Raw genomic sequence first — 25,930 nt, 5'->3', positions numbered from 1 at the left:
TGGCGGGCGCGATGCCGGGCGGCAGGCGATCGGCGCCTGGGCGGGCGGACCGGCGGGGCTAGCGCACGACCGCGTCGAGGACGCGGTCGGCCACCTCCGCCTTGCTGCCCGAGGCCTCGCCAACTATATCGCCGGCCCGATCGAGGACCACGACGGCGTTGCTGTCGCTCTGGAAACCCTCGGCCCAGCCCACCCTGTTGAGGACGAGCAGGTCGCAGCCCTTGCGGACGATCTTGGCGCGGCCGAGGGCGAGCATCGCGTCCCGGTCCGGCTCGGTCTCCGCGGCGAAGCCGACGACGATCTGCCCCTCGTGCCTGGAGGCGGAGAGCTCGGCGAGGACGTCCGGGTTCTTGACGAGCTCGAGGACGAGCCGGTCGCCCTGCTGCTCCTTCTTGATCTTCGCGTCGGCGACCGCGGCGGGCCGGTAGTCGGCGACGGCCGCGGCCATGATCACGACGTCCGCCCCGGGGGCGGCGGCGAGGGCCGCCTCGCGCAGCTCCAGCGCGGTGCCCACCGGGAGGACCGTGACGCCCTCCGGCGCCGGCACGTCGAGGTTCGCGGCGAGGAGGGTGACCTCCGCGCCCCGGGCCGCAGCGGCCAGCGCGAGCGCGACGCCCTGCCTGCCGCTGGAGCGGTTGCCGACGAAGCGCACCGGGTCGAGCGGCTCGCGGGTGCCGCCCGCGGTCACGAGGACGCGCACCCCCGCGAGGTCGCGGCGGGCGGAGGCGGAGCGGGCGTGGACGGCGAGGGCCTCGGCGACGATCGTCTCGGGCTCCTCCATGCGGCCGGGGCCCGAGTCGGCGCCGGTGAGGCGCCCGACCGCGGGGCCGACGACGTGCACGCCGCGGGAGCGGAGCACCGCCATGTTCGCGACGGTGGCGGCGTTCGCCCACATCTCGGTGTGCATCGCCGGGGCGACCACGAGCGGGGCGGTGCTCGCGAGCACCGTGTTGCCGAGCAGATCGTCGGCGAGTCCGGTGGCGAGCTTGGCGAGCGTGTGCGCCGTGGCAGGCACGATCACGATGAGGTCGGCGGCCTGGCCGATGGCGACGTGCCGGACCTCGGCGACGCCCTCGTAGAGCTCGGTGTGCACCGGGTTCCGCGAGATGGCCTCGAGGGTGGGCTTCCCGACGAAGCGCAGCGCCGCCTCGGTCGCGACGACGTGCACGTCGTGCTCCGCGAGGACCAGCGCGCGGACGACTCCGACGGCCTTGTACGCGGCGATGCCGCCGGTGATGCCGACGACGACGTTGAGCCGTCGGCCGGCCTCGAGAGAGGAGCCCACCCGGAGGTGACTACTCGGCGAGGGGCTTGGCGACGAGCTTGTCCTCGTTGATCTCGTGCAGCGCGACCGAGAGGGGCTTGTCGTCGATGGTGGAGTCGACCAGCGGGCCGACGTTGTCGAACAGGCTGCCCTCGTGGAGGTCGGCGTAGTAGTCGTTGATCTGGCGGGCGCGCTTGGAGGCGAAGATCACGAGCGCGTACTTCGAGTCGACCTTCGAGAGGAGCTCGTCGATAGGCGGGTCGATGATGCCGAGGTTGTTGGCCATGGGTGTCTCCTTGCAGGCGCATCAGCGCCGATCTGCGGCTCCGGAGCAACACGGCGCGCGGGCTCCGAGGGGCGTGAGCCCGGTGGGACCCGGGGCGTCGGCCCGGAGGTGGTCGGTGGCCCGGTGTCAGCGGCCCGGGTCAGCGGGCGCGCCGTCGGCACGAGGCGACATCAATTCTACGACCTCGCGGGCCGCTTCGGGCACGGTGCTGTTGACGACGGCGAAATCGAACTCGTCCTGCGCGGCCAGCTCCACCTTCGCGGTGGCCAGGCGGCGCTCCTGCTCCTCCGCGCTCTCAGTGCCGCGGCCGACCAGCCGACGGACCAGCTCGTCCCAGCTCGGCGGCAGGAGGAAGACCAGCCGCGCGTCCGGCATCCGCTCGCGCACCTGACGCGCGCCCTGGATGTCGATCTCGAGCATCACCTGGCGGCCCTGCTCCAGTGCGGCGTCGATGGGGCCGCGGGGCGTGCCGTACCGGTGCGCGTTGTGGACGACGGCGTACTCGAGGAACTCCCCCGCCGCGACCATCCGGTCGAACTCGGCGTCGTCGACGAAGTAGTAGCTGACGCCGTCCGTCTCGCCCGGACGCGGGGCCCGGGTAGTGGCCGAGACCGAGAGCAGGACGTCCGGGTAGTTCTCGCGGATGTAGGTCGACACCGTGCCCTTGCCGACCGCGGTCGGGCCGGCGAGAACGAGCAGGCGGTTGCGGGCGGGGCGGCGCTGCCGCGATTCCCGCTCCTCCAGGAACGACGCCAGGCCCTCGACCTGGCGCCGGCCGAGCCCGCCGAGGCGCTTCGACTCGGCGATCCGCAGCTGGTCCATCACCCGGGGCGTCTTCACCACGCCGAGCGCGGGGACGGCGCGGAGCAGCTCGCTGACGCGCATCCGCCCCTCGACTCCGAGCGGCTCGGCCTGGGCCGCCGCGAGCACGGCGGTCGCGGGGCGGCGTCCGGCGGCGACGGCCTTCTTCACGGCGGCGCGGGCACGGCGCGCCGCGATGGCGGCCTCGGAGGCGGCACGCCGGTCGACCTCGGGCGGCGAGGGACGGCGCACGGCCTCCGGGCGCGACGAGGCGCCGGGATCGGGGCTGACGGTTTCAGCGGACAAGGGTCTCCTGGATGTCGGTCGCGCGGCGGGTGATCTCGGCCGCGATCCCCGAGGGGCCGGCGCCGAGCACGCTGCGCGACTCGCTGACGATGGTGGCGGCGCTCAGCGCGCCGAACAGCCGCTGCGCGTCCGCGACGGCCGCGCCCTGGTGGCCGAAGCCGGGCGCGAGCACCGGGAGTGCGGGGTGCAGCGGCTCGTCGATGCCGATGCCGAAGTCGCCCAGGGCGACCGTGGCGCCGAGCACCACGCCGACCGAGCCGATCGACGCGCGAGCGTGAGCGTCGTTCCAGGATGCCACGTCCGCCACGACCGCGCGTGCCACGGTGGATCCCGCCCGGCCGCCGTCCTGCACGAGCGCGCGCTGCACGGGGCGGGCCTCGAGGTTGGAGGTGGCCGCGAGGACGAACACGCCCTTGCCCGCCTCCTCGGCGAGGGTCAGCATCCCCTCGAGGGAGCCGAGCCCCTGATAGGCCGCCGCGGTCATGGCGTCCGCCTCGAGCGGCGAGCCCGGCCGGAGCCACGCCTCGGCGTAGGCGGTGACGCTGGTGCCGATGTCCCCGCGCTTGACGTCCGCGATCACGAGCAGTCCGGCCTCGCGGGCGTCGGCGAGCACGCGCTCGAGCGCGGCGTAGCCCGCCGAGCCGTGCCGCTCGAAGAACGCGATCTGCGGCTTCACCACGCCCACGCGGCCCGCCGCCGCCTCGACGACCGTGCGGCCGAAGCTCTCGAGCCCGGCCGCATCGTCGGAGAGGCCCCAGGCGTCGAGCAGATACGCGTGCGGGTCGATCCCGACGCAGAGCCGGCCGTGCGCGGCGAACGCCGCCTCGAGGCGCGAGCCGAAGGAGGCGGTGCCCGCCGCGCCGCCGCTCACGCCGTGCGCTCCGCGCGGCGCAGGGCGTAGTCCTGCAGGCTCGTCACCTCGAAGGGCTCGTTCGCCGCGTCGAGCGAGGCGACCGCGGCCGCGAGCTGGGCGATCGTGGTGAACAGCGGCTTGTCCGCGGCGACCGCGGCGGCGCGGATCTCGTACCCGTCGGCGCGGGTCGCTCCTCCGCTGGGCGTGTTGATCACGACGTCGACCTCGTCGCGGGCGATCAGCTCGACGATCGAGGGCGCGTCGCCCTCGGCGGTCTCGCTGTACTTGCGGACCACGCGGGCCTGGATGCCGTTGCGGTTCAGCACTTCGGCCGTGCCCTCGGTCGCGAGGATGTCGAAGCCGAGCTGGCGCAGGCGCAGCGCGGGCAGGACGATCGAGCGCTTGTCGCGATCGGCGACCGAGATGAACACTGTCCCGCTCGCCGGCATGCCGCCGTACGCGGCGTCCTGGCTCTTCGCGAAGGCGCGCGGGAAGTCTCGGTCGATCCCCATGACCTCGCCGGTGGAGCGCATCTCGGGCCCGAGCAGCGAGTCGACGATCTGGCCCTCCTTGGTGCGGAAGCGCTTGAACGGCAGGACCGCCTCCTTCACCGCGATGGGAGAGTCCATCGGGACGTCGGAGCCGTCGCGCTCAGGGAGCAGGCCCTCGGCCTTCAGCGCGGCGATGGTCTCGCCGACCATCAGGCGCGACGCGGCCTTCGCGAGCGGGATGCCCAGCGCCTTCGACACGAACGGGACGGTGCGCGAGGCCCGGGGGTTCGCCTCGAGCACGTAGAGCACGCCCTGGCCGATCGCGAACTGCACGTTGAGCAGTCCCCGGACGCCGACGCCCTGCGCGATCGCGAGGGTCGCGTCCCGCACCTGGTCGATCTGGCGGCGGCCGAGCGTCACTGGCGGGAGCGTGCAGGCCGAGTCGCCGGAGTGGATGCCGGCCTCCTCGATGTGCTCCATCACGCCGCCGATGTAGAGCTGCTCGCCGTCGAAGAGCGCGTCGACGTCGATCTCGATCGCGTCGTCGAGGAAGCGGTCCACCAGCAGCGGGTGCGCCTCGTCGATGATCCCCTCGCCGGCCATCCGCTCGAAGTAGTCCTCGAGCTGCGGCGTGCCGTAGACGATCTCCATGCCGCGCCCGCCGAGGACGAACGACGGACGGACGAGGACCGGGTAGCCGATCTCCACGGCGACCTCGCGGGCGCCGTCGAGGTCGGTCGCGGTGCCGTTGCGCGGAGCGAGCAGGCCCGCCTCGTCGAGGATCCGAGAGAACGCGCCGCGCTCCTCCGCGAGGTCGATGTTCGCGGGGGTGGTGCCGAGGATGGGCACGCCGGCGGCCTCGAGGCCCGCGGCGAGGCCGAGCGCCGTCTGGCCGCCCAGCTGGACGACGACACCCACGAGCTCGCCGGACTGCGACTCCGCGTGGATGACCTCGAGCACGTCCTCGAGCGTCAGCGGCTCGAAGTAGAGGCGGTCCGAGGTGTCGTAGTCGGTCGAGACCGTCTCGGGGTTGCAGTTGATCATGATCGTCTCGAAGCCCGCGTCCGAGAGCGCGAACGAGGCGTGCACGCAGGAGTAGTCGAACTCGACCCCCTGGCCGATGCGGTTGGGGCCGGACCCCAGGATGACGACCTTGCGGCGGTCGGCGGCGACGACCTCCGTCTCCTCGTCGTACGAGGAGTAGTGGTACGGCGTGAGCGCCGGGAACTCCCCCGCGCAGGTGTCGACGGTCTTGTAGACCGGGCGCACGTCCAGCGCGTGGCGGGTGCGGCGCACCTCCGCCTCGTCGAGCCCGCGGAGCTCGGCGATCTGCGCGTCCGAGAAGCCGTGGTCCTTCGCCAGACGGAGGAGCCCGGCATCGAGGCCGTCGTGCTCGCGCACCAGGTCGGCGATCTCGTTGATCAGCACGATCTGGTCGAGGAACCAGGGGTCGATCTTCGTGGACTCGAACGCCTGCTCGACCGTGGCGCCCCGGCGCAACGCCTGCTGCACGGTGACGATGCGGCCGTCGGTCGGGGTCTTCGCGATCTCGAGGAGCTCCTCGACCGAGCGCTCCTGCGCGCCCCAGTGGAACGACGACCCGCGCTTCTCGAGCGACCGGAGCGCCTTCTGCAGCGCCTGGGCGTAGTTGCGGCCGATCGCCATCGCCTCGCCCACCGACTTCATGGTGGTGGTCAGCGTCTTGTCGGCGGCCGGGAACTTCTCGAACGCGAACCGCGGGACCTTCACGACCACGTAGTCCAGCGTCGGCTCGAAGCTCGCCGGGGTCACCTTGGTGATGTCGTTCGGGATCTCGTCGAGGCGGTAGCCGATGGCGAGCTTCGCGGCGATCTTGGCGATCGGGAAGCCGGTCGCCTTGGAGGCGAGGGCGGAGGAGCGGGAGACGCGCGGGTTCATCTCGATCACGATGATCCGGCCGTCCGCCGGGTCGATCGCGAACTGGATGTTGCAGCCGCCGGTGTCCACGCCGACGTCGCGGATGATCCGGATGCCGATGTCGCGCAGCTTCTGGTACTCGCGGTCGGTGAGGGTCAGCGCCGGAGCGACGGTGATCGAGTCGCCGGTGTGCACGCCGACGGGGTCGACGTTCTCGATCGAGCAGACGACGACCGTGTTGTCGGCCGTGTCGCGCATCAGCTCGAGCTCGTACTCCTTCCAGCCGAGGATCGACTCCTCCAGGAGCACCTCGGTGGTGGGGCTCTGGTGCAGGCCGTCGCCGACCATCCGCACCAGCTCCTCGCGGGTGTAGGCGAAGCCGGAGCCCAGGCCGCCCATGGTGAACGACGGGCGGATGACGAGGGGGTAGCCCAGGTCCTCGGCGTACTCGATCGCCTCGTCGACGGTGTGCGCGATGTATGACTTCGCGACGTCGGCGCCCGCGTCCAGGACCAGCTGCTTGAAGATCTGGCGGTCCTCGCCGCGGTTGATCGCCTCGAAGCTCGCGCCGATGAGCTCGACGCCGTACTTCTCGAGGATCCCGAGGTCGTGCAGCTGGATGGCCGCGTTCAGCGCCGTCTGCCCGCCGAGGGTCGGCAGGATCGCGTCCGGCTTCTCCTTGGCGATGATCGCCTCGATCGCCTTGGGCGTGATCGGCTCGACGTAGGTGGCGTCGGCGAAGTCGGGGTCGGTCATGATCGTCGCCGGGTTGGAGTTGACGAGGATCACGCGCACCCCCTCGGCGCGCAGCACGCGGCAGGCCTGGGTGCCGGAGTAGTCGAACTCGACGGCCTGTCCGATGACGATCGGGCCGGAGCCGATGACGAGGACGCTCTGGATGTCTTCCCTGCGCGGCATTACTTCTGCTCTCCGATGCTGCTGGTCGTGGGGATGTCGGTGGGCTCCGAGCCTGGGCGCCCGGCCGTGCGCTGCACGACCATCTCGCGGAAGCGGTCGAAGAGGTGGTTGGAGTCGTGCGGGCCGGCCGCCGCCTCCGGGTGGTACTGCACCGAGAAGGCGGGGATGTCGAGGCAGCGCAGACCCTCCACGACCGAGTCGTTGAGGGAGTAGTGGCTCACCTCGACGCGACCGAAGCCCTCGGGCGAGTCCAGCTCGCCCTCGATCGGCGCGTCCACGGCGAACCCGTGGTTCTGCGAGGTGATCTCCACGCGGCCGGTGAGCTTGTCGAGAACGGGCTGGTTGATCCCGCGGTGGCCGAACGGGAGCTTGTAGGTGCCGAAGCCGAGCGCGCGCCCCAGCAGCTGGTTGCCGAAGCAGATGCCGAAGAACGGCAGATCGGCGCGCAGGGTGGTGCGCAGCAGCTCGACGTGGCGGTCCGAGGCCTCGGGGTCGCCGGGGCCGTTGGAGAAGAAGAGCGCGGACGGGTCGAGCGCGAGCACCTGCTCGGCGGTCACCGACTCGGGCAGCACGTGCACGTCGAAGCCGCGCTCCGCGAGGTAGGTGACCGTCGAGGTCTTCACTCCCAGGTCGATCACCGCGACCGAGCCGACGCGCTCGCCGCGGGCGGGGACCGTGTACTGCTCGTCGGTCGAGACCGAGGAGGAGAGGTTGAGGCCCTGCATCTGCCGGCCGCCGAGGACCAGCGCGAGCTGCTCCTCCTCGGGGAGGGCGAGGTCCTCGCCGGAGAACACGCCGGCGCGCATCGAGCCGGCCGAGCGGATGTGGCGGGTGATCGCCCGGGTGTCGACCCCGGAGATCCCGACGATGCCGTCGGACTCCAGGTCGTCGCCGAGGGAGCGCTGCGCGCGGAAGTTGGAGACGACGCGGGAGGGGTCGCGGACGACGTAGCCCGCGACCCAGATGCGGCGCGACTCCATGTCCTCGTCGTTCGTCCCGGTGTTGCCGATGTGGGGCGCGGTCTGCACGACGATCTGGCCGGCGTAGCTCGGGTCGGTCAGCGTCTCCTGGTAGCCGGTCATGCCGGTGGCGAAGACGATCTCGCCCAGGGTGCGGCCTCGGGCGCCGTAGGCCTGTCCCCGGAATCGTCGTCCGTCCTCGAGGACGAGGACGGCGGTGGGTTCGGTGCTGAGGCGTGTCGTTGGCACGGACTAGGAGCCCTTCTGGGTCGTGTCGGGGCCGCCGTCGGCGGCCCCGGGGTGGGAGGGGGAGGAACGGGGGCCGGCGAGGCGCTGCAGCTCGGCGAGCAGGTGCGCCCGGAGGGCGGGCTCGGCGACGCGGAGGTAGCTGTCGACGGTCTCGTCGCCGCGGGGGGACCAGGAGATCACGAGCAGGCCGCCCTCCTCGACGACGCGGTCGATCACGTAGCTGCCCTGGCCCGCTCCGCGCAGGAGGGAGGCCGGGATCACCGTCTCGCGCTCGCCGACGGGGGCGATCACGACGCCGCGCTCGTGCAGGCGCAGCACCGCGTTGCCGCGGAAGCCGAGCCCCGGCAGCACGACGCGCTCGAGCGGCTGCTCGAAGCGGGTCGTGGCCACGTACGGGAGGTCGACGCGCTCGACCTCGGCGCCCAGCGAGGACGCGGGCACGGGCTCCGGCGCGAGGCCGGCCGAGCGGCGGCGCCGCGCGCGCCAGGAGAGCAGCATGCCGACGAAGACGAGGACGACGACCGCGGCGATGACGATCGTGATCGCGGCCCTATCCACGGGAGGCCTTCGCGGAGGCGGCGACGACCATCGCGTCGACGAGCTCGCCGTCCAGCACGGTCGGGAAGCCCCGGTGGAGGGTGGCGACGACGCGGCCGGGGAGCTCTCGTCCGAGGTACGGGGAGTTGCCGCTGCGCCCGCGCAGGTCTCCGGCCGAGAAGCGGCGGCGCGCCTCCGGGTCGTAGAGCACGACGTTCGCGGCGGACCCGACGGCGAGGCCCCGGTCGTAGCCGTCGAGCCGGCCGATGCGGGCGGGAGCGGAGGAGAGCACGCGCGCGACGTCGGACCAGCTCATCCGGCCGTCCTCGACGACGGCGGCGTGCACCACGCTCAACGCGCTCTCGAGGCCGACCATGCCGAACGCCGCGGCGTCCCACTCGCAGTCCTTCGCCTCGACCGGGTGTGGCGCGTGGTCGGTCGCGACGATGTCGATGGTGCCGTCGGCGAGGGCCTCGCGGAGGGCGAGCACGTCCTCGTCGCGGCGCAGCGGCGGGTTCACCTTGAAGCGGGCGTCGTAGCTCGGCCCGTCCTGGCCGGCGACGGCCTGCTCGGTGAGGAGCAGGTGGTGGGGGGTGACCTCGGCGGTCACGTCGATCCCCCGGGCCTTCGCCCAGCGGATGACGTCGACCGAGCCCGCGGTCGAGACGTGGCAGACGTGCAGGCGGGAGCCCACGTGCTCGGCGAGGAGCACGTCGCGCGCGATGATCGCCTCCTCGGCCACGGCGGGCCAGCCCTGCAGGCCGAGGGCGCTGGAGACGGCGCCCTCGTTCATCTGCGCGCCGACGGTGAGCCGCGGCTCCTGCGCGTGCTGGGCGACGACTCCGTCGAACGCCTTGACGTACTCGAGCGCGCGGCGCATCAGCAGCGCGTCCGAGACGCACTTCCCGTCGTCCGAGAAGACGCGCACGGCCGCGCGGCTGCGGGCCATCGCGCCGAGCTCGGCGAGCGACTCCCCCGCCAGCCCCACGGTCACCGCGCCGATCGGGCGGACAGTCGCGTAGCCGGCGTCCTCGCCCAGGCTCTGGACCTGCTCGACCACGCCCGCGGTGTCCTGCACCGGCGAGGTGTTGGCCATCGCGAAGACGGCGGTGAAGCCTCCCGCGGCCGCAGCGCGCGTGCCGGTGAGGATCGTCTCGCTCTGCTCGAACCCCGGCTCGCGGAGGTGGGTGTGCAGGTCGACCAGGCCGGGCAGCGCCAGCAGGCCGTCGGCGTCGATCACGCGCGCCCCGCGCGAGTCGAGGTCGGCGCCGATCCCGACGATCACGCCCCCGTCGATCAGCAGGTCGGCGGTCGACTCGTCGGCGAGCGTCGCCCCCGAGATCAGGATCCGCTCCGGCGCCGTGCTCGGACGTTGCTGGGCAGTGCTCATCAGTGGACCTCCCGTTCGCCGGACAGCAGCAGGTAGAGCGCGGCCATCCGGACGGACACTCCGTTCGTGACCTGTTCGAGCACCGTGGAGCGGCTCGAATCGGCGGCCGCCGAGGAGATCTCGACGCCCCGGTTCATGGGCCCGGGGTGCATGACGATGGTATCGGGACCCAGCCGGGCGAGCCGCTCGTCGTCGAGGCCCCAGATCCGCGCGTACTCCCGACCGTTGGGGAAGAACCCGCTCGACATCCGCTCGAGCTGGATGCGCAGGAGCATCACGACGTCGGGGAGCCCGGTGTCGATCGCCTCGTCCAGATCGAAGCGGATGGTCGCGGGCCAGTCGCGCGTGTCGACAGGCACGAGGGTCGGCGGAGCGACCAGGGTCACCTCGGCGCCCAGCGCCGTCAGCAGCCAGACGTTCGAGCGCGCCACCCGCGAGTGCAGGACGTCGCCGACGATGGTCACCGCGACGCCGTCGAGGCTCTTGCCACGGGACGCGGACGCGCCGTGCAGGCGTCGGCGGATGGTGAACGCGTCCAGGAGCGCCTGGGTCGGGTGCTCGTGGGTCCCGTCGCCGGCGTTGAGGATGGACGCGTCGATCCAGCCGCTCGCCGCCAGCACCGCGGGGGCTCCGGAGGCGCTGTGGCGGATGACCACGCCGTCCGCGCCCATCGCGGCGAGCGTCTGCGCGGTGTCCTTCAGGCTCTCGCCCTTGGAGACGCTGGAGCCCTTCGCGCTGAAGTTGATGACGTCGGCCGAGAGCCGCTTCGCCGCCGCCTCGAACGAGATCCGCGTGCGGGTCGAGTCCTCGAAGAAGAGGTTGACCACGGTCTTCCCCCGCAGCGTCGGCAGCTTCTTGACCTCGCGGTTCTGCACGTCCGCCATGTCCTCGGCGATGTCGAGGAGGGCGACCGCGCTCGCGCGGTCGAGGTCGCGGGTCGAGAGCAGGTGCTTCACGGAGCCGCCTCCTCGCCGGTGGTGTGCGACTCGATCGCGACCAGGTCCTCGCCGTCCGTCTCGACGAGCCGCACGTTGATCCGCTCGCTCAGGCTGCTCGGCAGGTTCTTGCCGACGAAGTCGGCCCGGATCGGGAGCTCGCGGTGCCCGCGGTCGACCAGCGCGGCCAGCCGCACGGCTCGCGGACGCCCGATGTCGCTGAGGGCGTCCAGGGCGGCGCGGATGGTGCGGCCCGAGAAGAGGACGTCGTCGACGAGGACCACGGTCCGCCCGTCGATGCTCGCGGGAACAGTGGTGCGCGCAGGAGTGCGGACCGGGTGCCGGGAGAGGTCGTCGCGGTACATCGTCACGTCGAGCGAGCCGGCGAACACGGGGGCCGCGTCCGGCTCGATCCGCGCGATCGTCTCGGCGATGCGCCGCGCGAGGGCGACGCCGCGCGTCGGGATCCCGAGGATGACCAGCGACTCGGGGCCGCGGTTCGACTCGAGGATCTCGTGGGCGATGCGCGTGAGCGCTCGCGTGATGTCAGCGCCGTTGAGCACGATACGTGCCGTCACACCGACCTCCTTCCCCGCCTCACAGGACGGCTGTTAAAGGAAAAGCCGTGTCGAGTATAGGGGCCGTCGCGCGCCTCGCCGGACGGGCTCCCCGGGAACGGCCTCGGCCCGCCGGGTCACGGGGATCCGGCGGGCCGAGGAGGGCTTCGAAGCGGGTCAGGCCGTCGTGCGGGACTCCGCGACCGAGGCGAGGAGCCCGTTGATGAAGCCCGCCGAGTCGTCGGTCGACAGCGACGTGGCGGCCTCGACGGCCTCCGAGATCGCGACGCCGTCGGGCACCGCGTCGTTGTGCAGGATCTCCCACACCCCGATCCGGAGGATCGCGCGGTCGACCAGGGGCATGCGCGAGAGCGTCCAGCCCTGGGCGAGCCGGGCGATCAGCTCGTCGATCTCGTCGGCGTGGTCGATGACCCCGTCGACGATCTCGCGGGCGTAGAGCCACGAGGCCTCACGGGCCGGCTCGTTGACCGCACGCTCGGCCTCGGCGCGCAGCGACTGGGCGAAGCTGATCTGCCGGACGTCGGCGTTGTAGAGGATGTCGAGGGCGCGCTTGCGCGCCTTCGTGCGAGCACTCACGGGAGGCCCGGCTCAGCTGACGCGGCCGAGGTAGTCGCCCGTGCGGGTGTCGACCTTGACCTTCGTGCCCTGCTCGAGGAAGAGCGGGACCTGGATCTGGTAGCCGGTCTCGACCGTCGCGGGCTTGGTGCCGCCGGTCGAGCGGTCGCCCTGGAGGCCCGGCTCCGTGTAGGTGATCTCGAGGACGACCGAGGCGGGGAGGTCGATGTAGAGCGGGTCGCCGTCGTGCAGGGCGAGGGTCACGTTCTGGTTCTCGAGCATGAAGTTCGCCGCGTCGCCGACGACCGCCTCGGGGACGGTGATCTGGTCGTAGTCGCTGGTGTCCATGAACACGAAGTCCGCGCCGTCGCGGTAGAGGTACTGGAAGTCGCGGCGGTCGACGTTGGCCGTGTCGATCTTGGCGCCCGCGTTGAAGGTCTTGTCGACGACCTTGCCGGTGAGGACGTTCTTCATCTTGGTGCGGACGAAGGCGCCGCCCTTGCCCGGCTTGACGTGCTGGAAGTCGATGACGTTCCAGAGCTGGCCGTCGATGCTGAGGACGGTGCCGTTCTTGATGTCGGTGGTAGAGGCCATGCGAAGGGGGATCCGTTTCGGTGGAAGTCTGCGCCGGCGAGCCCGGTACGCGGGCGCGGCGATATCGGCCGGTCCGGCTGACCCGTCGAGTGTAGTCGACGAGGCCTCTCCGGCCGAGGAGTCTGGACGCCGCATGCGAATGTGTCGACAGCCGCGCCCGGCTGCGGGACGGTGGAGACCCGGACACGAGGAGGAGCACCATGGGACCTGCACCGGACATCGGCGCACCGGGATGGATCGCCGCGGCCTTCACGATCGTCCCGATCGTCATCGCCCTCGTCCTCGCCCTGATCGCGGTGCTGATCGTCGTGAACGTCCGCCGCGCGAAGCGCCTCGGCGTGAACCCGTTGACGGTGCAGACCGACGTCGCCGCGCGGATCGCGCGGGACGGCCTCGGCGGTGGCCGCCCGCTCGCCGACCGGCTCGCCGAGCTCGACGCCCTGCGCGCCGCCGGGACGATCAGCGAGGCCGAGCACGCCTCCGCCCGCAGAGCCGCGCTCGGGGGCGGCTGACGACGAGGGCTACGAGCCGATCTCCTGGTACGCCGCGAACAGCAGCGACGTCTCCGGACCCTGCAGGATGCTCGGCCGGGCGATGTCGTCCAGGACCACGAAGCGGAGCATCCCCGCGCGGGTCTTCTTGTCGCGCTGCATGGCGGCGAGGAGCGTCTCCCACCGGCCGAGCGGGTAGCTCGTCGGCAGGGTCAGGGACTCGAGGACGCGGCGCTGGCGGTCCACGACCGCATCGCTGAGCGATCCGGTCAGGCGCGAGAGCTCGGCCGCGAACATCATCCCGACGGAGACGGCCGCGCCGTGGCGCCACTGGTAGCGCTCCGCGTGCTCGACCGCGTGCCCGAGGGTGTGCCCGTAGTTCAGGATCTCGCGGAGGCCCTTCTCGGTGAAGTCCTCGCCGACGACCCGCGCCTTGATGCCGATCGACAGCTCGACCAGGCTTCGGAACTCCTCCGACGTCGGGTCGGTGGCCAGGTCGATGTCGGACTCGATGATGTCGAGGATGCGCGGCTCGGCGATCATCCCGTACTTCACGATCTCGCCGAAGCCGGCGAGGATCTCGTTGCGCGGGAGGCTCGTCAGCACATCGAGGTCGGCGACGACCGCCCGCGGCGCGTGGAAGGCGCCGACGAGGTTCTTGCCCTCGGCCGTGTTGATCCCGGTCTTGCCGCCGACGGCCGCGTCGACCATCCCGAGCACCGTGGTCGGCACCTGCACGAGGTCGACCCCGCGGAGCCAGGTGGCGGCGACGAAGCCGGCCAGGTCGGTGATCGCTCCGCCGCCGAAGCCGACGACGACGTCCGTGCGGGTGAAGTCGGACTGCCCCATTACCTGCCAGCAGAAGGCGGCCACCTCCACGCGCTTGGCGGCCTCGGCGTCCGGGACCTCGGCGAGCAGCACCTCGTAGCGCTCGAGCAGGCTCTCGCGGATCTCGGCGGCGAGCACGGCGAGGGTCGGCGGGTGCACGATGAGCACCTTCGCGGCGCGGGGGCCGATCGCGTCGGCGAGGCCGTCGAGGAGTCCGCGCCCGACACGGATGTCGTAGCCGTTCTCTCCGGCGACGGGAATGGCGGTGGTGCCGTCGTTCATGACTGTCTTCCGCTCGGGCGGCTCGTGGCCGCCGGGTCCGATGGTGCAGGGGTGGCGGAGGGGCGCTGCGTGCGCACCCACTCCGCGATCTCGGCGGCGATCAGGGTGATCGGCCGCCGGGACGTGTCGACCACGGTGTCCGCGAGGGACTCGTAGACCGGGCGCCGCTCGTCGAAGATGCGGACCCAGTCGCCGACCCCGCCGCGCACCAGCGGGCGGGAGCCGGAGCCGAGCCGGTCGCGGACGGCCTCGGCCGTGGTGGTGAGCAGCACGACGGGCACGTCGGCGAGATCGGCGCGGGTCGCAGGATCGAGCACCGCTCCCCCGCCCAGGCTCAGCACCACGTCGCGGCGGACGGCCCGCTCGACGACGCGGCGCTCCTCGCGGCGGAAGGCCGGCTCGCCGTGGGCGTCGAAGTAGGGGGCGATCGGGCCGTGGGTGCGCACGAACTCCGCGTCGGAGTCGACGAACCCGGCGCTCAGCGTTTTCGCGACCCGCTTGCCGATCGTCGTCTTGCCGGCCCCCATCGGGCCGATCAGGACGACGCGAGCGCGGGCCGCGCCGGTATCGTGACCCGCCATCAGCGGGCCGCCGAGGACGCGGCCATCAGGCGAGCCCGAGAGCGGGGTCGCTCGCGGCGGCCGTGCGGAGCTCGTCGGGGAGGGCGGCGAGGTAGCCCTGCAGGTTGCGGCGGGTCTCGGTGACGCTGTCGCCGCCGAACTTCTCGAGCACGGCGTTCGCGAGCACCAGGGCGACCATCGCCTCCGCGACGACACCGGACGCCGGCACCGCGCAGACGTCGGAGCGCTGGTGGTGGGCGCCCGCCGCCTCGCCCGTGGCGACGTCGACGGTGCGCAGAGCGTGTGGCACGGTCGCGATCGGCTTCATGCCGGCGCGGACCCGCAGCACGGTCCCCGTGCTCATCCCGCCCTCGGTGCCGCCGGCCCGGTCGCTGGCCCGGGAGATCCCGGCGGCGGCCTGGAACAGCTCGTCGTGCGCCTCCGAGCCGCGGCGGGTGGTGGTGAGGAAGCCGTCGCCGACCTCGACGCCCTTGATCGCCTGGATCCCCATCAGGGCCGCCGCGAGCTGGGCGTCGAGACGACGGTCCCAGTGCACGTAGGAGCCGAGTCCGGGCGGGAGGCCGTACGCGAGGACCTCGACCACGCCGCCGAGGGTGTCGCCGTCGTCGTGCGCGCGGTCCACCTCGGCGACCATGAGGGCACTGGTCGCGGCGTCGTGGCAGCGCAGCGGATCCGCGTCGAGGGCGGCGACGTCGGCCGGCGCCGGCAGCGGCGAGCCCTCGGGTACGCGGACCGGCCCGATGGCGAGGGTGTGGCTGACGAGCGAGATGCCGAGCTCGCCGAGGAAGCGGCGGGCGACGGCGCCGAGGGCGACGCGGGCCGCGGTCTCGCGGGCGGAGGCGCGCTCGAGCACGTTGCGGGACTCGGGGAAGCCGTACTTCTGCATCCCGACGAGGTCGGCGTGGCCCGGGCGGGGACGGGTGAGCGCGGCTCCGCGGCCCTTCGGCAGGCTCTCGGGGTCGCGGGGCTCGGCCGACATGACGTCCACCCAGCGCGGCCACTCCGTGTTGCCGATGCGCAGGGCGATGGGGCTGCCCATCGTCGCTCCGTGCCGGACGCCGGAGGAGATCGTCAGCTCGTCCTGCTCGAAGTTCATCCGGGCGCCGCGGCCGTAGCCGAGCTTGCGCCGCGCCAGATCGGCGCGGATGTCGTCGAGGGAGACGGGGACGCCCGCCGGCAGTCCTTCGAGGACGGCGACGAGTTCGGGACCGTGGGATTCCCCGGCCGTGAGCCAACGGAGCATCCTCCGATTCTGGCACACGAGGTCAGTGCGCCGGGGCCGCCGAGACGGCTCGGCGCATCGCCGCGAGCACCTCGTCCTCGCGGTCGAGCGGCAGGGCCGGGTCGCCGCCGACGAAGATCCGCACCTGCACGAGGGCCTGGTGGAGCAGCATCCCGAGCCCCGAGACGACCGGGGAGCCGCCCTCCTCCCAGCGCCGGGCGAGCGCGCTCGGCCACGGGGAGTACGCCACGTCGAACAGGGTCGAGCCGGCGACCGCCGCGTCGGGCACGTCGAGGCCGTCCGCCGCTCCGCCGGGGAGAGTCGAGATCACCAGCGGCGCCCCGGTGGACCAGTCGCCGAAGGAGCGGACAGAGAGCGATACGCCGAGCGACTCCGCGAGGGGAGCGAGCTCGGCGGCCCTCGCCGCCGTCCGCAGGACGAGGTCGACCCGCACCGCGCCCAGCTCGGCGGCGGCGGCGAGGGCGGAGGCGGCGGTCGCTCCCCCGCCGAGCACCTGGACGCGCTCCGCTGAGACGACGCCCGCCTCGGCGAGGGCGCGCAGGATTCCCGCGACGTCGGTGTTGAACCCGCGGAGGCGGAGTGCCGGGCCGGAGCGGTCGACCAGCACGGTGTTGACCGCCCCGGTGACCCGGGCGACGGCGTCCTCCTCCGCCAGCAGCGGGCGCACCGCGTGCTTGAGCGGCATCGTCAGCGACAGGCCGTGCCAGGGCTCGCCGGACACGACCTCGGAGAGGGTCGCCTCCGTCGTCTCGACGGCACGGTAGCTCCAGTCGAGTCCGAGCACCCGGTAGGCGGCCGCGTGCAGCGCGGGCGACTTCGAGTGCGCGATCGGCGCGCCGAGGACCGCGAGGCGGTACCCGGCGGCCGTCACTGGTACTCCGGGTGGTCCCGCATCCAGGCCTGCCACTGGTCGACGGCCGCGTTGTGCTCGGCGTCGGTGGTGGAGTAGACCGTCTCACCCGTCTCGAGATTCACCGTGACGAAGTACATCCAGGTCCCGTCCGCGGGGTGCATGACCGCGTCGATCGCCACGTCTCCCGGGTTCGAGATCGGCGCGGGCGGCAGTCCGTCGCGTTGGTAGGTGTTGTAGACGTTGCCGGCGTCGTTCCGCTCGGCGTCCGTGGTCGAGACGCGGTCGGTCGCTCCGGTGCCGTAGGCCACGGTCGCGTCCGACTGCAGGCGCCACCCCTGGTCGAGGCGGTTCTGGAACACGCGCGCGACCTTCGGGAAGTCCTCGGCGACGCGGGCCTCGCGCTGCACGAGGGACGCGAACACCACGACGCGGTAGCGGTCGTCCACCGGCACGCCGGCCTGGTCGAGCGCCTGGTACATCCGGTCGACCAGCGTCTTCAGGATGTCGTGCGCGGGCGTCGACGGGTCGATGTCGTACGTCGCGGGGAACAGGAACCCCTCGAGGCTCGTCGCGCCGGCCGGGAGCCCGAACGAGCCCCAGTCGGCGGCTGCTGCCTCGAGGTCCGTCAGCGCGACCCCGGTGCCGTCCGCGATGAGCGGCAGCGCCTCCTTGAGGGCCGTCCCCTCGGGGATGACGAAGGTGTTCGCGAGGCGCGTCGACTCGGAGTCCAGCAGCGCCGAGAGCGCGGCCTTGGCGCTCATCTCGGCCTTGAGCGAGTAGGCGCCGGGCTGGAAGACGGGCTCCGGGCTCTGGGCGAGGAGGAGGTCGTAGAAGGGGTCGTACGACTTGATGACCCCGTCCGAGACGAGGTTGTTGGCGATGTCGCTGCCGCCGTCGCCCTGGTGGATCGTGAAGAGCACCTCGCTCGAGCCGGTGCCGGTGTAGTCGGTCGGCTCGGGCTCGGCGAACAGGCCGCGAACGGGCTCGAGGAAGATCGTCACCGCGATGGCGACGAGCGCGGCGAAGACGCCGAAGGCCAGAAGCCCGCCGATCAGCCCGCGGCGGCTGCGGCGCTTCTTCGCGCCGCCCGTCGCACGGGCCGCACGGCGCCGCTTCGGGCGCGCGTCCGGGTCGAACGCGGCCGCGTCGTCGCGGCCACGGGGCTCGGGCACGTCGGGCCCGGTGAAGAGGCGGCCCAGCGGATCGTGCGCCTCAGTCGGCGCGGGCTGCTGCTCCTGAGTCGGGTCGGGCGGGGTCGGCTGCGCCTGCTCGGCGGCGCGGGCGTCGCGGCGGCTCGGGGGGACGTCGGTCACGAGGAGGTCCTTCGTTCGGTTCGAGCAGGACTCCGGCCGGGGTGCCGGCCGAGCGCTCGGAATCGATGGCGTGCTGCAGGATCACCACGGCGGCGACCTGGTCGATCACGGCTCGGGAGCCGCGGGTGGTGCGTCCGGAGCGGTGCAGGGCGCTCTGAGCGGTGACCGTCGACAGCCGCTCGTCGACGAGCCGCACCGGAGCGGTGGGGACCGCCTCGGCGAGCAGTCGAGCGAATCCGCGCGCGTCCTCCGTCGAGGCCGTCTCGGCCCCCGACAGCGACAACGGCAGTCCGACGATGATCGCCTGGGCATCGTACTCGGCGGCGAGGTGCGCGATCCGGGAGACGTCCGAGGATCCGCCGTCAGTACCCGCCCGCGCGACCGTCTCGACGGGCACCGCGAGCAGGCCGTCGGCGTCGCAGCGGGCGACCCCGATGCGGGCTCGGCCCACATCGATGCCGAGCCGGACGCCGAACCGGCCCATTCAGCTGGTCGCTTCCTGCACCACGGCCTCGAGCGCCGCGCCGATGGCGGAGACGTCGGAGCCGCCGCCCTGGGCGACGTCGTCCTTGCCGCCTCCGCCGCCGCCGAGGATGCCGGCGGCGCGCTTGGCGAGCGCACCCGCACGGCGGCCCTGGTCGCGGGCGGCCTGGTTGGTCGCGACGATCACGGCGGGCTTGCCCGAGACGTCGGCGGCCAGCGCGACGACGGCCGGCTCCTGGCCGAGCCGCTCGCGGACGGAGGTGACCAGGGAGCGCAGCTCGTCGGTCGAGCCCGCGGTGCCGATGCTCTCCGCGACGACGGTCGTGCCGCCCACCGTGCGACAGGTCGCTGCGAGGGCGGGCACACGGTCGGCGAGGGCCTTGGCCTCGAACGCGGCGATCCGCTTCTCGGCTGCCTTGAGGCTCGCGACGAGCTCGCCGATCCGCTCGGGAAGCTGCTCGCGCGGGGTCTTCAGCGAGGACGAGATCGTGCTGACGAGGGCGCGCTCGGCGGCGAGCTCCTGGAAGGCCTCGCGGCCCACGAGCGACTCGACGCGGCGGTTGGTCGAGCCGACCGAGGACTCGCTGACCAGGCTGATCACGCCGACCTCGGACGAGCGTCCGACGTGGGTGCCCGCGCAGAGCTCCCGCGACCAGGGCCCGCCGATGTCGACCACGCGGACGACGTCGCCGTACTTCTCGCCGAAGAGGGCCATCGCGCCGAGCGCCTTGGCCTCGTCGATCGGGAGCTCGCGCGTGACGACCTCGAGGTTGTCCCGGATGGCCGTGTTGGCGATCTCCTCGATCTCGCTGCGGGTCTCGAGCGAGAGGGCCTGGTTCCACGAGAAGTCCAGGCGCAGGTAGCCCGCCTTGTTGTAGGAGCCGGACTGGTGCGCCTGCGGGCCGAGGACCTGCCGCAGCGCGGCGTGGATGAGGTGCGTGCCCGAGTGGGCCTGCGTGGCGCCCCGGCGCCAGTCGCGGTCGACGACGGAGGTGGCGGCGTCGCCCACCCCGACCTCGCCGCTGGCGACCTGGACCTTGTGGCTGATGAGCCCCTTGACGGGCTTCTGCACATCGAGGACCTCGAGGTCGAAGCCGGAGCCGACGATGCGGCCCGCGTCGGCCTCCTGGCCGCCCGACTCCGCGTAGAGGCTGGTCGCCTCGAGGACGACCTCCGCGATGTCGCCCGCGACCGCCTTGGTCACGGAGTGCCCGCCGACGATGAGTCCGAGGATGCGCGTCTCGGTGTCGAGCACGTCGTAGCCGGTGAAGAGCGTCTCCCCGCGGGCGCGGAAGTCGGCGTAGACCGAGAGATCGGCCAGCGCCGACTTCTTCGACTTCGCGTCGGCCTTCGCACGCGTGCGCTGCGCGGTCATCAGGGAGTCGAACGCCTCGCGGTCGACCGTCAGGCCCGACTCCTCGGCGATCTCGAGGGTGAGGTCGATCGGGAACCCGAAGGTGTCGTGCAGGAGGAACGCGGTGTCGCCCGGCAGCGTCGGCGACTCGGCCTTCTTCGTCTTCAGCACGGCGAGGTCGAGGATCTCAGTGCCGGCCTCGAGGGTGCGCAGGAACGCCTCCTCCTCGCCGTAGGCGCTGGTCGAGAGGCGCTCGAACTCCGTGGACACCTCGGGGTAGGCCGACGCCATCGCGTCGCGCGAGGCGGTGAAGAGCTCGGGGAACGTCGCGGTGTCCACTCCGAGCAGGCGCATGGCGCGCACGGTGCGGCGCATCAGGCGGCGGAGGATGTAGCCGCGCCCCTCGTTGGACGGCGTCACGCCGTCCGACAGCAGCATCAGCGAGGAGCGCACGTGGTCGGCGATGACGCGCATGCGGACGTCGTCCTCGTGGACGGCTCCGTAGCGGCGGCCCGAGAGCTCGGCGGCGCGGTCGAGGACCGGGCGGACCTGGTCGATCTCGTACATGTTCTCGACGCCCTGCTTGAGGAAGGCGACGCGCTCGAGGCCCATGCCGGTGTCGATGTTCTTGCGCGGCAGCTCGCCGAGGATGTCGAAGTCGACCTTGCTCGTGCCCTCGCCGCGGAGGTACTGCATGAAGACCAGGTTCCAGATCTCCACGTAGCGGTCGTCGTCCGTCGCCGGACCGCCGTCGATCCCGTAGGCGGGGCCGCGGTCGAAGAAGATCTCGGAGCAGGGGCCTGCGGGGCCGGGCTGGCCGGTCGACCAGTAGTTGGTGTCCTTGTCCAGGCGCTGGATGCGCTCGTCCGGCAGTCCCGCGATCTTCTTCCAGAGCGCGATCGCCTCGTCGTCGTCCTTGTAGACGGTGACCCAGAGGTCCTTCTCGTCGAAGCCCAGTCCCCCGTCGCTCTCGGCGCCCGTGAGCAGCTCCCAGGCGTAGCCGATCGCCCCCTCCTTGAAGTAGTCGCCGAAGGAGAAGTTGCCGTTCATCTGGAAGAAGGTGCCGTGACGAGGCGTCTTGCCGACCTCCTCGATGTCGTTGGTGCGGATGCACTTCTGCACGCTGGTCGCGCGCGGGTACGGCGCGGGAACCACTCCGGTGAGGTAGGGCACGAACGGCACCATGCCGGCGACGGTGAAGAGGAGGCTCGGGTCCTCGCTCACGAGGGAGGCGGAGGGGACCACGGTGTGGCCGCGGCTCCCGAAGAAGTCGAGCCAGCGGTTGCGGATGTCTGCGGTCTGCATGGGTTCCGTTACGGTTCGGTCGGTGACGACGAGGATGTCGGGCGGCGGGGCGTCAGCCCTCGCCGATGGCGGCCTTCAGTTCGGCCTCGCGCTGGTGGTAGCCCTCGGAGACGGCCTCGCCGAGCTCCTTCGCGGTGCGGTTGATGTCGGCGAAGAGCCGGGCGCCCGCCTCGGTGCGCGAGACCTGGTGGGCGACCGCGAATCCGAGGCCGATCCCGATGACGATCAGGAGGATGTTCTTCACGGGGTGTCCTTCCACAGCGGTGGGGCGGGCGCGACGGGGCGACGACCCGTTCGATTCTAGGGCGCGGGCGCGGCGCTACTTCGAGCGCGGCCGCTTGGTGCGCTTCTCTGCGGAGCGGCCGACCGCGGCTCCGGCCTTGTCGGCAGTGCGTCCGGCGACGAGCACGGCGCGGACTCCGGCGGTGAAGCCGGCGAGCTTGATGAGCGGACCGCCGACGGTCGCGGCCGTGAGGGCGACGAGCGCGTTGACGTTTCCGGTGACCTCGGCGACGTCCTTCGTGATCGTGTCCACCCGCGCGAGCTGGTGGTTGGCCTCGCGGAGGGTGGAGGCCGACTCGTCGAGGATCGGCGTCAGGCCGTCGCTGGCCTGCTTGATGGCCTCGCTCGTGCTGTCGAAGACGCGTCCGAGCTTCCAGAGCGGGACGGCGGTGATCGCCACCAGTATCGCGAACACCCCCGCGGCGATGAGCCCTGCGATGTCTCCACCGGTCACGGTGACCTCCGTTCGATGCCGCCCAGCGCGGCACTCCAGCCTACCGACGGGCCGCGGAGCGGGCGTGCGCGCCGGGACTCCGCGCGCGAGCTGCAGGGCTCTGTGCCGTGTGCAGGAGACCGTGCAGTCTGAGGTGACTGTGCCGTTTGCAGGAGGCTGTGCAGTCTGCAGGTGACCGTCCCGTTTGCAGGAGACTGTGCCGTTTGCAGGGCACTGTGCCGTCCGCAGGGGGCGGGCGTGCCGTCTGGAGGTTCTGCTGTGCGGATCCGCCGTTCCTCCGCATCATCGGAGCCGAAACCCCGACATCCCCTGCAGATCGCACCTTCCCCTGCAGACCGCACCGGCTCCTGCAGATCGCACGGCGGCTGCACCCGGGAACGGGAAAGGCCCCGGTGCGGACACCGGGGCCTTTCTCTGCGGGGCTGGATTCAGCGGGCCGCGTAGTACTCGACGACGAGCTGCACTTCGCAGGTCACGGGGACCTCGGCGCGCTTCGGGCGGCGCAGGAGCGTCGCCTGCAGCTTGTCGATCTCGACCTCGAGGTAGCCCGGGGTCTTGGGGAGGACGTCGACGTGTCCGCCGGCGGCGGCGACCTGGAAGGGCTCGGTGCCCTCGGAGCGGGTCTTGACGTGGATGACCTGGCCCGGCTTCACGCGGAAGGAGGGGCGGTCGACCGTCTTGCCGTCCACCATGATGTGGCGGTGGGTGACGAACTGGCGGGCCTGCGCGGTGGTGCGGGCGAAGCCCGAGCGCAGGACGAGGGCGTCGAGGCGCATCTCGAGGAGCTCGACCAGGTTCTCACCGGTCAGGCCCTGGGTGCGTCGCGCCTCCTGGAAGGCGATGCGGAGCTGCTTCTCGCGGATGCCGTACTGGGCGCGCAGACGCTGCTTCTCACGCAGGCGGACCGCGTAGTCGGAGTCGGCCTTGCGCTTCGAGCGGCCGTGCTCACCGGGAGCGTAGGGACGCTTCTCGAGGTAGCGGGCGGCCTTCGGGGTCAGGGGGATGCCGAGGGCGCGCGAGAGGCGCGTCTTCGAGCGGGTACGGGACGTGGTCGACACGGTGGTCCTTCCAAGGTCTGAGAGGTTCGGTCGCAGCTCTCGACCGCCGGCTCCGGGAGGAGGGCGGACGCCGCGGTCGTGTCCTCCGCGGGTGCGGGGGAAGGGTGACCGCAGTGGCGGGCTGCGCGATTCAGAGGGATGTGCTGCTCCGCTCGGCTACAGAGCGGTGGGCAACCTCGCAAGACTATCAGGCCGCGGCCTCCCGTGCGGGTCGCGGGAGCACGCGGTCCTTCCTCGGGTCGCAGGAGCACGCGGTCTTCCTGGTCAGCCTCCGGTCGGAGCGTTCACCCGCGGTCGCCGCGGATGATGCGCAGGAGCTTCGCCAGCCGCGCCGAGACGTCGCGCTCGTTGCCGTGCTCGGTGGGCCGGTAGTACCGCGCGCCCTGGAGGGGGTCGGGGAGGTACTGCTGCTCGAGCACGCCGAGGTCGGCGTCGTGCGGGTACCGGTAGCCCTTGCCGTGGCCGAGCTTCTTGGCGCCGGGGTAGTGCGCGTCGCGCAGGTGCGCCGGCACCCGTCCAGCCCTGCCCGCCCGCACGTCCGCGATGGCCGCGTCGATGGCGGAGTACGACGCGTTCGACTTCGGGGCCGTCGCCAGGTGCACGACCGCCTGGGCGAGCGGGATGCGCCCCTCCGGCATGCCGATGAACTGCACGGCGTCGGCCGCGGCGATCGCGACGACGAGAGCCTGCGGGTCGGCCATGCCGATGTCCTCGGACGCGGAGACGATGATGCGGCGGGCGATGAAGCGCGGATCCTCCCCCGCCTCGATCATCCGGGCCAGGTAGTGGAGCGCCGCGTCGACGTCCGAGCCCCGGATGGACTTGATGAAGGCGCTGATGACGTCGTAGTGCTCGTCGCCGTTGCGGTCGTAGCGCAGCAGGGCGCGGTCGACGGCACGCGCGACGACCTCGGTCGTGATGACCGGGAGCGCGGGCTCCTCGGCGGCGGCGACGGGAGTGGGCTCGTCGTCTTCGTCGTCCTCCTCATCCGGCTCCTCAGCGGCGGCGGCCCGGGCGACCCGGTCGGCCTCGCGCGCCTCCGAGCGGGCGGACGTGGCGGCGGCCTCGAGCGCGGTCAGCGCCCGCCGGGCGTCTCCGGAGGCGAGCCGCACGATGCTCGCGCGGGCCTCCTCCTCCAGCGTCACGGAGTCGCGGAGGCCACGCTCGTCGTGCAGGGCGCGGTCGACCAGGACGCCCAGGTCGTCGTCGCTGAGCGGCTCGAGGGTCAGCAGGAGCGAGCGCGAGAGCAGCGGCGCGATCACCGAGAACGAGGGGTTCTCGGTCGTGGCCGCGATGAGGATCACCCACCCGTTCTCGACCCCGGGCAGCAGCGCGTCCTGCTGGGCCTTGGTGAAGCGGTGGATCTCGTCGAGGAACAGCACCGTCGACGTGCCGTAGAGGTCGCGGGTGGAGAGGGCCTCCTCCATCACCTGCCGCACGTCCTTCACGCCCGCCGTGACGGCGGAGAGCTCGACGAAGCGTCGGCCGCTGGAGTGGGCGACCGCCTGCGCGAGCGTGGTCTTGCCGGTGCCGGGAGGGCCCCAGAGAATGACGGACACCGCTCCCCGCTCCCCCGTCGTGTCGGCGGCGAGGGCGACCAGGGGTGACCCGGGCGTGAGGAGGTGGCGCTGACCGGCGACCTCCTCGAGGCTGCGCGGCCGCATCCGCACGGCGAGCGGAGTCGCCCCGGAGCGGAGTCCGGCCTGCTGCATGGTCATGCCCCCAGCGTAACGAGGGCCTCCGACAGAGCCCCGGCCCGACTGCTCGGCGCGACGGAGCGGCGTTTGTCGCGCCTCCGGCGGTTCTCGTAGGCTCGACGCGGCCTGCGTGCGCGGGCCGCCGCGCCGAAGCCGCGCGGACGAGGACGTCGGAGGAACACGTGGCCCAGGGCAAGTCGAACGACCGCGAGGCGCGCACCCGGCTCCGGGCCTACCAGGCCCGTCAGAGCCTCCACCGCTCGAGGCAGAAGCGGCGCGTGCGCGACAACGTGATCGCGGCGATCGCGGCCGTCGTCGTGATCGGCCTCGCTGTCGTCGCCCAGATCCTCTACTTCTCCGGCGGCCCCGGCACCCCGGTCGCCGCGCCGACCTCGTCCTCCTCCGCGACCCCGACGCCCGCTGCGACGGGCGAGAACACCGGCGACGTCCCCTCCTCCGACATCGCCGAGGGCCGCGACTGGACGGGCACGCTCACGATCGGCGAGGACCCGCTGGGCATCACGCTCGCCGGGGCCGCGGCCCCGCAGGCCGTGTCGTCCTTCATCTCGCTCACGCAGTCCGGCTTCTACGACGGCGTCTCCTGCCACCGCCTCACCACCGAGGGCCTCTACGTCCTCCAGTGCGGCGACCCGAACGGCGACGGCACCGGCGGACCGGGCTACAGCTACGGCCCCGTCGAGAACGCACCCGAGGACGGCGTCTACCCGGCCGGGACCATCGCGATGGCCCGCCAGGGCGGCAACGGCTACAGCCAGGGCAGCCAGTTCTTCGTCGTCTACCAGGACACGACCCTGCCCGCCGACGCGGCCGGCGGGTACACCGTGCTCGGTCAGGTCACCTCGGGGCTGGACGCGCTCGTCAGCGACGTCGTGTCGAAGGGCACGGCCGACGGATCGGGCGACGGCGCCCCCGCCGAGCCCGTGACCATCACCTCCGTCTCCGTCCAGTAGCCGCACCGGCGGCGTCGTCACGGTCCGCCCGCGCGGGGAGTGCAATAGGCTGGTCGTCACTGCCCGTTCGCGGCCGAGCGCGGTCTTCGGCCCTCCGGCCGTCGAGCCCCACCGGCCGACGAC

24 protein-coding genes and 1 pseudogene are annotated in these 25,930 nt (G+C 72.5%); 2 read left to right on the top strand and 23 right to left on the bottom strand.

The window, feature by feature from the left end:
* Nucleotides 1-58: 58 nt before the first annotated feature.
* From coaBC to efp, 12 genes are all read right to left on the bottom strand, one after another.
* Entirely contained in the window at nucleotides 59-1,285 is a 1,227-nt protein-coding gene (gene coaBC / locus GSU45_RS07435; RefSeq protein ID WP_159913932.1) for a bifunctional phosphopantothenoylcysteine decarboxylase/phosphopantothenate--cysteine ligase CoaBC, read from the bottom strand.
* A 10-nt stretch (nucleotides 1,286-1,295) separates the two neighbouring features.
* Complete coding sequence (rpoZ, locus tag GSU45_RS07430) at nucleotides 1,296-1,550, bottom strand: DNA-directed RNA polymerase subunit omega (protein ID WP_104221835.1); 255 nt, start codon at nucleotides 1,548-1,550, stop codon at nucleotides 1,296-1,298.
* A 126-nt stretch (nucleotides 1,551-1,676) separates the two neighbouring features.
* Nucleotides 1,677-2,603 (bottom strand): guanylate kinase, encoded by a 927-nt coding sequence (gene gmk, locus GSU45_RS07425; RefSeq protein ID WP_167302075.1) that lies wholly within the window; start codon nucleotides 2,601-2,603, stop codon nucleotides 1,677-1,679.
* Nucleotides 2,604-2,646: 43 nt separating this feature from the next.
* A complete protein-coding gene (gene pyrF / locus GSU45_RS07420) occupies nucleotides 2,647-3,528 on the bottom strand; it encodes an orotidine-5'-phosphate decarboxylase (protein ID WP_159913928.1) in 882 nt (293 codons plus the stop codon).
* The gene (carB, locus tag GSU45_RS07415; protein ID WP_159913926.1) at nucleotides 3,525-6,815 is read right to left on the bottom strand and encodes a carbamoyl-phosphate synthase large subunit; all 3,291 of its coding nucleotides are present in this window, start codon (nucleotides 6,813-6,815) and stop codon (nucleotides 3,525-3,527) included. The genes pyrF and carB overlap by 4 nt, the downstream gene beginning before the upstream one ends.
* Nucleotides 6,815-8,023 carry a glutamine-hydrolyzing carbamoyl-phosphate synthase small subunit gene (carA, locus tag GSU45_RS07410; RefSeq protein WP_159913924.1) on the bottom strand — a complete coding sequence of 403 codons (1,209 nt, stop codon included), beginning with the start codon at nucleotides 8,021-8,023 and terminating at the stop codon, nucleotides 6,815-6,817. The genes carB and carA overlap by 1 nt, the downstream gene beginning before the upstream one ends.
* A 3-nt stretch (nucleotides 8,024-8,026) precedes the next feature.
* Nucleotides 8,027-8,581: a hypothetical protein gene (locus tag GSU45_RS07405; protein ID WP_159913922.1), complete on the bottom strand. Its 555-nt coding sequence runs from the start codon at nucleotides 8,579-8,581 to the stop codon at nucleotides 8,027-8,029.
* Nucleotides 8,574-9,950 carry a dihydroorotase gene (locus tag GSU45_RS07400; RefSeq protein WP_159913920.1) on the bottom strand — a complete coding sequence of 459 codons (1,377 nt, stop codon included), beginning with the start codon at nucleotides 9,948-9,950 and terminating at the stop codon, nucleotides 8,574-8,576. Before GSU45_RS07400 ends, GSU45_RS07405 begins: the two co-directional genes overlap by 8 nt.
* Complete coding sequence (locus GSU45_RS07395; protein ID WP_159913918.1) at nucleotides 9,950-10,906, bottom strand: aspartate carbamoyltransferase catalytic subunit; 957 nt, start codon at nucleotides 10,904-10,906, stop codon at nucleotides 9,950-9,952. The genes GSU45_RS07400 and GSU45_RS07395 overlap by 1 nt, the downstream gene beginning before the upstream one ends.
* Entirely contained in the window at nucleotides 10,903-11,463 is a 561-nt protein-coding gene (gene pyrR, locus GSU45_RS07390) for a bifunctional pyr operon transcriptional regulator/uracil phosphoribosyltransferase PyrR (protein ID WP_159913916.1), read from the bottom strand. The genes GSU45_RS07395 and pyrR overlap by 4 nt, the downstream gene beginning before the upstream one ends.
* Before the next feature lie 156 nt (nucleotides 11,464-11,619).
* Nucleotides 11,620-12,039: a transcription antitermination factor NusB gene (nusB, locus tag GSU45_RS07385; RefSeq protein WP_159913914.1), complete on the bottom strand. Its 420-nt coding sequence runs from the start codon at nucleotides 12,037-12,039 to the stop codon at nucleotides 11,620-11,622.
* Nucleotides 12,040-12,051: 12 nt separating this feature from the next.
* Entirely contained in the window at nucleotides 12,052-12,612 is a 561-nt protein-coding gene (efp, locus tag GSU45_RS07380; RefSeq protein WP_068210208.1) for an elongation factor P, read from the bottom strand.
* 200 nt (nucleotides 12,613-12,812) lie between these two features.
* Here efp and GSU45_RS07375 point away from each other — a divergent pair, with 200 nt between their 5' ends.
* Nucleotides 12,813-13,124, top strand: a complete 312-nt coding sequence (locus GSU45_RS07375) for an SHOCT domain-containing protein (protein ID WP_159913912.1) — start codon at nucleotides 12,813-12,815, stop codon at nucleotides 13,122-13,124.
* Nucleotides 13,125-13,133: 9 nt separating this feature from the next.
* Here GSU45_RS07375 and aroB read toward each other — a convergent pair whose 3' ends face one another.
* The 11 genes and pseudogenes from aroB to GSU45_RS07320 all read right to left on the bottom strand — a co-directional run bounded on the left by aroB (nucleotide 13,134) and on the right by GSU45_RS07320 (nucleotide 24,857).
* On the bottom strand, nucleotides 13,134-14,213 hold the full coding sequence (aroB, locus tag GSU45_RS07370; RefSeq protein ID WP_159913910.1) for a 3-dehydroquinate synthase: 1,080 nt from the start codon (nucleotides 14,211-14,213) through the stop codon (nucleotides 13,134-13,136).
* The gene (locus GSU45_RS07365) at nucleotides 14,210-14,794 is read right to left on the bottom strand and encodes a shikimate kinase (RefSeq protein ID WP_159913908.1); all 585 of its coding nucleotides are present in this window, start codon (nucleotides 14,792-14,794) and stop codon (nucleotides 14,210-14,212) included. Before GSU45_RS07365 ends, aroB begins: the two co-directional genes overlap by 4 nt.
* A gap of 25 nt (nucleotides 14,795-14,819) precedes the next feature.
* Entirely contained in the window at nucleotides 14,820-16,037 is a 1,218-nt protein-coding gene (gene aroC, locus GSU45_RS07360; protein WP_159913906.1) for a chorismate synthase, read from the bottom strand.
* A 22-nt stretch (nucleotides 16,038-16,059) separates the two neighbouring features.
* Nucleotides 16,060-16,908, bottom strand: coding sequence for a shikimate dehydrogenase (locus tag GSU45_RS07355; RefSeq protein ID WP_244248255.1), 849 nt, complete (start codon nucleotides 16,906-16,908; stop codon nucleotides 16,060-16,062).
* Nucleotides 16,905-18,203: an endolytic transglycosylase MltG gene (gene mltG / locus GSU45_RS07350; protein ID WP_159913903.1), complete on the bottom strand. Its 1,299-nt coding sequence runs from the start codon at nucleotides 18,201-18,203 to the stop codon at nucleotides 16,905-16,907. Before mltG ends, GSU45_RS07355 begins: the two co-directional genes overlap by 4 nt.
* A 22-nt stretch (nucleotides 18,204-18,225) precedes the next feature.
* A pseudogene (ruvX, locus tag GSU45_RS07345) lies at nucleotides 18,226-18,687 on the bottom strand (Holliday junction resolvase RuvX); the annotation flags it as partial.
* Nucleotides 18,688-21,345: an alanine--tRNA ligase gene (gene alaS / locus GSU45_RS07340; protein ID WP_159913899.1), complete on the bottom strand. Its 2,658-nt coding sequence runs from the start codon at nucleotides 21,343-21,345 to the stop codon at nucleotides 18,688-18,690. It lies immediately after the preceding pseudogene.
* Nucleotides 21,346-21,397: 52 nt separating this feature from the next.
* The gene (locus GSU45_RS07335; RefSeq protein ID WP_104225329.1) at nucleotides 21,398-21,589 is read right to left on the bottom strand and encodes a hypothetical protein; all 192 of its coding nucleotides are present in this window, start codon (nucleotides 21,587-21,589) and stop codon (nucleotides 21,398-21,400) included.
* 75 nt (nucleotides 21,590-21,664) lie between these two features.
* On the bottom strand, nucleotides 21,665-22,081 hold the full coding sequence (locus tag GSU45_RS07330; RefSeq protein WP_159913897.1) for a DUF948 domain-containing protein: 417 nt from the start codon (nucleotides 22,079-22,081) through the stop codon (nucleotides 21,665-21,667).
* 428 nt (nucleotides 22,082-22,509) lie between these two features.
* Nucleotides 22,510-23,139, bottom strand: a complete 630-nt coding sequence (gene rpsD / locus GSU45_RS07325) for a 30S ribosomal protein S4 (protein ID WP_068210518.1) — start codon at nucleotides 23,137-23,139, stop codon at nucleotides 22,510-22,512.
* 284 nt (nucleotides 23,140-23,423) lie between these two features.
* Nucleotides 23,424-24,857: a replication-associated recombination protein A gene (locus GSU45_RS07320; RefSeq protein ID WP_159913895.1), complete on the bottom strand. Its 1,434-nt coding sequence runs from the start codon at nucleotides 24,855-24,857 to the stop codon at nucleotides 23,424-23,426.
* A 161-nt stretch (nucleotides 24,858-25,018) separates the two neighbouring features.
* On the opposite strand from GSU45_RS07320, the gene GSU45_RS07315 reads away from it, so the two are divergent.
* A complete protein-coding gene (locus GSU45_RS07315) occupies nucleotides 25,019-25,807 on the top strand; it encodes a peptidylprolyl isomerase (protein ID WP_159913893.1) in 789 nt (262 codons plus the stop codon).
* Nucleotides 25,808-25,930: the final 123 nt, after the last annotated feature.

Source organism: Rathayibacter sp. VKM Ac-2801 (genome assembly GCF_009834245.1).
GTDB lineage: Bacteria > Actinomycetota > Actinomycetes > Actinomycetales > Microbacteriaceae > Rathayibacter.
Note: the sequence above shows the minus strand (reverse complement) of the source record. Positions and strands in the feature narration are given on the sequence as shown.